The organism is Parasediminibacterium sp. HNIBRBA5674, from assembly GCF_056745525.1.
Window position 1 is genome coordinate 1 of record NZ_JBQWIE010000075.1, and the last position, 5,000, is coordinate 5,000.

Annotated in this window: 5 protein-coding genes; all 5 read right to left on the minus strand. The window is 34.4% G+C overall.

The features are described 5' to 3' along the window. A partial coding sequence (locus ACT9TX_RS18210) for a hypothetical protein (RefSeq protein WP_481340500.1) occupies positions 1-182 on the minus strand: 182 nt, incomplete at its 3' end. A gap of 5 nt (positions 183-187) precedes the next feature. After that, entirely contained in the window at positions 188-1,555 is a 1,368-nt protein-coding gene (locus tag ACT9TX_RS18215; RefSeq protein WP_481340502.1) for a family 43 glycosylhydrolase, read from the minus strand. 9 nt (positions 1,556-1,564) lie between these two features. Further along, positions 1,565-2,902, minus strand: a complete 1,338-nt coding sequence (locus ACT9TX_RS18220; protein ID WP_481340504.1) for a family 43 glycosylhydrolase — start codon at positions 2,900-2,902, stop codon at positions 1,565-1,567. Between the two features lie 18 nt (positions 2,903-2,920). Then, positions 2,921-4,255: a family 43 glycosylhydrolase gene (locus ACT9TX_RS18225; RefSeq protein ID WP_481340506.1), complete on the minus strand. Its 1,335-nt coding sequence runs from the start codon at positions 4,253-4,255 to the stop codon at positions 2,921-2,923. A 97-nt stretch (positions 4,256-4,352) separates the two neighbouring features. Then, positions 4,353-5,000 (minus strand): T9SS type A sorting domain-containing protein (locus ACT9TX_RS18230; protein WP_481340508.1); only part of this gene is annotated, 648 nt, incomplete at its 5' end.

The following is a 5,000-nucleotide window of genomic DNA, read 5'->3' on the forward strand; positions in this document are numbered from 1 at the left end:
ACCGTCCTGAAAAGTGAACTTACATCACCACTGCCCAAATCGTCTACTATTATCACGATAACATTTGGCTTAGTTGTTGACTTTGGGTTAGCGTTTTTTTGAGCGTTTAAATAACCATTAGGCATTAGAGCTATCAATATTAGAACCCATGTAACATGCCCGATTTTTGTTACTATTTTCATAACTATTATTTAGAAAAATTAAAGTAATCCAGTCTTGCTAATTCGCCTTTAGCACCTTTAAATACAAAAAATAAATTGGTAGTTTCAGTATTATTTTTAAGTGTACAAGATGCCATTTGATAATTAGCAGATGAACCTGTTTTAGGAATATTACAAGTGCCTAATAAAGTACCTGATGGACTATCTTTTCGCACTTCAATTTTGCCGCCACCGTTTACAGATGAAATATTGAAATTGATGGTAGCATTAGCTTTTAAGTCTTTGATATTAGGGAAATTTAAAAAACTTTTGTTAGTTAAATTTTGTATTTCAAACCCACCATTTGGACAATCTTTTTTAACTACAGAAGTCGATTTATTAAAGTACCATTCTGCTTGAATTGTATCCCAAGTAGCACTATAATTACCTACACCAGTTGCATAGTATTTACCACCCTGAATAAAGTTGGCATCACTCACCATATCGCCATTATCCTTATAATGCAAATAGGTCATCATTACTTGTCGATAGACTCTATTTCCAAAGGGTTCGCAAGTAAATTCCCAAGCATTGTATGTTTGTCCATTAAACTCGCTATAGCTTGCATGACCTGCATTTTTGCCTACCATTCTACGATTAGAATAGGGGCCTAAAATATTATTAGAAGTTTCGTAAGACACATCTCTACTTAAATAATAAATACCATTGTGTTTGTGAAAATACTGATGATCTTGTGCTATGAAAGTCGAATCATTACCAACACCTTCTTTTTTCTTTTTTACGATAATAGTACCAAAGCCATTTGGCATAGATGATATTAAATCATGCGGTGGCTCGGCCAATGAAATCATATCTTTATTTAGCTTAGCAATTTGATAATGCAGCAAATTGTTACCCAGCCTTCCATCTCTTCCAAAAATTAAATAATTATTACCATCATCATCTGCAAAAACAGTAGGGTCGTACTCTTTATTGATAGACATTTCTTTGGGTAACAACGATTTTTTTAACACATCAATAAAAGGCCCACTTGGCTTATCTGCTACCACCACACCAGAGGCTTCGCCATGCTCGGAAAAATAGACATACACTTTGCCATTTTTAAAAGAAATATCACCAGCCCAGCAATAATTATAGCCAGCACCCAAATAAGTATCTTTTGGGTCTATATCACATTCCTTTGTCCAATTCATTAAATCAGAAGATGAAAAAATTGACCAATAAGGCATAATAAAATCTTTCTCAGTAGGGCTTTTATCTTTCCCAACTAGGATGTACATTTTACCATCATGCACTGTCATTGCAGGATCAGCATAGCCCTTAAATAAAGGGTTTTGAGCTTGCACTTGGCTACTAACAACTACTAATAAAAACCCAATAAACGCTTTCAACATAATCATATTTTATTTAGAAAAATTAAACCAATCTAACCTTACTAATTCGCCTTTTGCACCTTTAAAAACAAAAAACAAATTAGACGAATTAGCAGTATTTTTTAGTGTACAAGCTGCCATTTGATAATTGGCAAATGACCCAGTTTTAGGAATATTACAAGTACCTAGTAAGGTACCTGATGGACTATCTTTTCGTACTTCAATTTTGCCGCCACCATTTACAGATGAAACATAAAAATTGATAGTAGCATTGGCTTTTAAGTCTTTTACGTTAGGGAAATTTAAAAAGCTATTGTTAGTTAAATTTTGTATTTCGAACCCACCATTTGGACAATCTTTTTTAAGTACAGAAGTTGATTTATTAAAGTACCATTCTGCTTGAATAGTATCCCAAGCGGCACTATAATTACCTACGCCAGTTGCATAATATTTACCAGATTGAATGAAGTTTAAATCATCTACCATATCGCCATTATCTTTGTAGTGCAAGTAGGTCATCATTACTTGCCTGTAAGTTCTTACACCGTAGGGGTCACAAGTCCATTCCCAAGCATGATACGTTTGCCCATTATATTCTGAAAAGCTTGTATGACCTTGGTTTTGACCTGTTTTACGTAAATGCTCAAATGGACCATAAATGTTTTTTGAACTCATATACTCACCAGCACAACTTAGGTAGTAAATACCGTTGTATTTATGAAAATAACTGTGGTCTCTGGCTCGATTAGCATTACCAAAGCCATAAGGTTGTGATGTTATTAAATCTCTCGATTTTCCATCAAGCGATACCATATCATTACTTAGCTTGGCTATTTGGTAGTGCAGTAATTCTTTACCCAGTTGTCCATCTCTGCCAAACGTAAGGTAATGTTGCCCATCATCATCTACAAAAGCTGTGGGATCGTATTCGTGATTGGTTGAATAGCTTTTATCAATCATTGGCTTTTTTAAAACATCTACAAATGGCCCACTAGGTTTATCGGCCACAAACACGCCTGTAGCTTCGCCACCATTAGAAAAATATAAATAGTATTTGCCATCTTTAAAGCTTAAGTCTGCTGCCCAGCAACCTGTGTAACCAGCACCTAGATAAGAATCTTTAGGGTCGATATCGCATTCTTTAGTCCAGTGCATCAAATCAGTTGAGGAAATAATACTCCAATAAGGCATACTAAAGCCTTTTGTTTCTGGGCTTTTATCTTTACCTACAACCATATACATTTTGCCATTATAAACCCGTATTGCAGGATCGGCATAGCCTTGAATAATAGGATTTTGTGCAAATACTTTACTGCATAGTATTGCTAAAAAAGCTACAATACCATACACCATATTTTTCTTTTTCATACTAGCAATAAATCTATTTTATTTTGAGAAGTTAAATGAATCCATATGCACTAAATCACCTTTACCGCCTTTAATTACAAAATATAAATTAGTTGTTTCCGCTGTGTTTTTTAGGCTGCAAGCAACAGTTTTATAGTTGGCAAACGAACCAGTTTTGGGCACAGCACAAGTACCCAATAAAGTACCAGTTGGGCTGTCTGCATGAACTTCTATAGTAACATTTTTACTTTCTGTAGAAACGCTAAAGTTGATAGTTGGATTAACTTTCAGGTCTTTTACATTAGGAAAATTAAGATAGCTATTGTTGGTTAAATTTTGTATTTCAAACCCGCCAGCAGGGCATTCTTTTTTAATGGCTATATCTGATTTCTTAAAAAACCATTCTGCCTGAATTGTATCCCAATTGGCATTATAGCTACCTACACCATTTGCATAGTATTTACCCTTTTTTGTAAAGTTTTCATCTATTATCATATCGCCATTGTCTTTATAATGCAAATACGCCATCATCACTTGGCGATACATTCTATTGCCAAAGGGATCACAAGTATTTTCCCAAGATAAATAAGACTGACCATTAAAATCGCCAAAACTGCTATGGCTACCAGGGTCACCACCTGCATTTTTAAGGTTTGAATATGGCTCATAAATATTTGTAGAAGTAGCATAAACATTAGCACAACTAATATAATAAATACCATTATGCTTGTGAAAATAGCTATGATCTCTGGCTCTGTTTTCTAGGCCAAAACCATATTTATTTTTCGTAATAATATCTTTAGGGGCATCGCCAAGCGATAGCATATCATTACCCAATTTTGCTATTTGGTAATGGATAAGTTTATCTGCTAAAACACCATCACGGCCATAAATAATATACTTGGTACCATCATCATCCGTAAATGCAGTGGCATCGTATTCTTTATTATCAGAGAACTCTTTTGGAATCATTGATTTTTTTAAAACATCTACATAAGGCCCCTCTGGTTTATCTGCTACCAAAACGCCAGTTGCCTCGCCACCTTCTGAAAAATAGCAGTAGTATTTACCGTCTTTTGCGGTTAAATCGCCAGCCCAGCAGGCTTTATAGCCTTTACCCAAGTAACTATCTTTGGGATCTATAATACATTCTTCTTTCCAATTGATTAAATCGCTAGAAGAATAAATGCCCCAATAAGGCATTGTGAATTTTTTTATTTCGGGGCCTTCATCTTTGCCTACTAGCATATACATTTTGCCATTGTAAATGCGCATAGCTGGGTCAGCCCATCCTTTTAAAATGGGATTTTGTGCATAGGTGTTTACAACTGCTATTGTTAAAAGCACTACTAGTAACTGAAAGGATTTTATCATTATTTTTATAATTTTTTAGTTCAAAATGGTGATATATAATTTACCCTGAAATGTTTGTCAATAGGTAACGAAATAAGAGCGATTTACTTAAAATAAACTATTGTATAATTATCTTAGAAACTGCCTTTAGCCCAATACCATTAACTACTACTGTATACTGACCACTTGCTAATCTATTTTGCAGCAATATTGGGTATGTGTATGAATTTGTGGTGGTATTAAGGTTGGTTTTATACACAACTTTACCATTAATATCATTTATGGTTATTGAAACTTGTGTACCAGAATAACCGCTTAATTGTAAGTACAAATTTCCAGTATTTGGGTTTGGGTAAAGTTTCGCACTAGCACTGCCCAATTGCCTAAAAGTACATGTTCTTGTACCTAATATTTGAGATTTCCCATCCTTGTCAAATTGTGTTAACCGATAAAAATTGATACCAACATTAGGGGCATAATCATACAATTCGTAACTATGCTGCAAACCGTTACTAGTATTGCTTTGTACAGTATTCATTAAACTGTAATTAATGCCATCACTAGAACGTTCTATTGTGTAGTAGGCATTATTTATTTCATTAGTCGTCATCCAATTTATACGATTACTAGTATTTGCTACAACTGCTGTAAAATTTATTAAATTTACAGGTAGTGTATAAAGTGTTTCCTTCGGTCCATCATAATCGTAGGTAAACCAGTCTACATCTACAAACCCTTTTTCTACCGCATTTTTGGTATAAAAGCC

What these genes read in the sequence shown, in the direction of transcription:
- ACT9TX_RS18215 (WP_481340502.1), bottom strand. Translation starts at nt 1,555, where the DNA reads ATGTTGAAAGCGTTTATTGGGTTTTTATTAGTAGTTGTTAGTAGCCAA.
- ACT9TX_RS18220 (WP_481340504.1), bottom strand. Translation starts at nt 2,902, where the DNA reads ATGAAAAAGAAAAATATGGTGTATGGTATTGTAGCTTTTTTAGCAATA.
- ACT9TX_RS18225 (WP_481340506.1), bottom strand. Translation starts at nt 4,255, where the DNA reads ATGATAAAATCCTTTCAGTTACTAGTAGTGCTTTTAACAATAGCAGTT.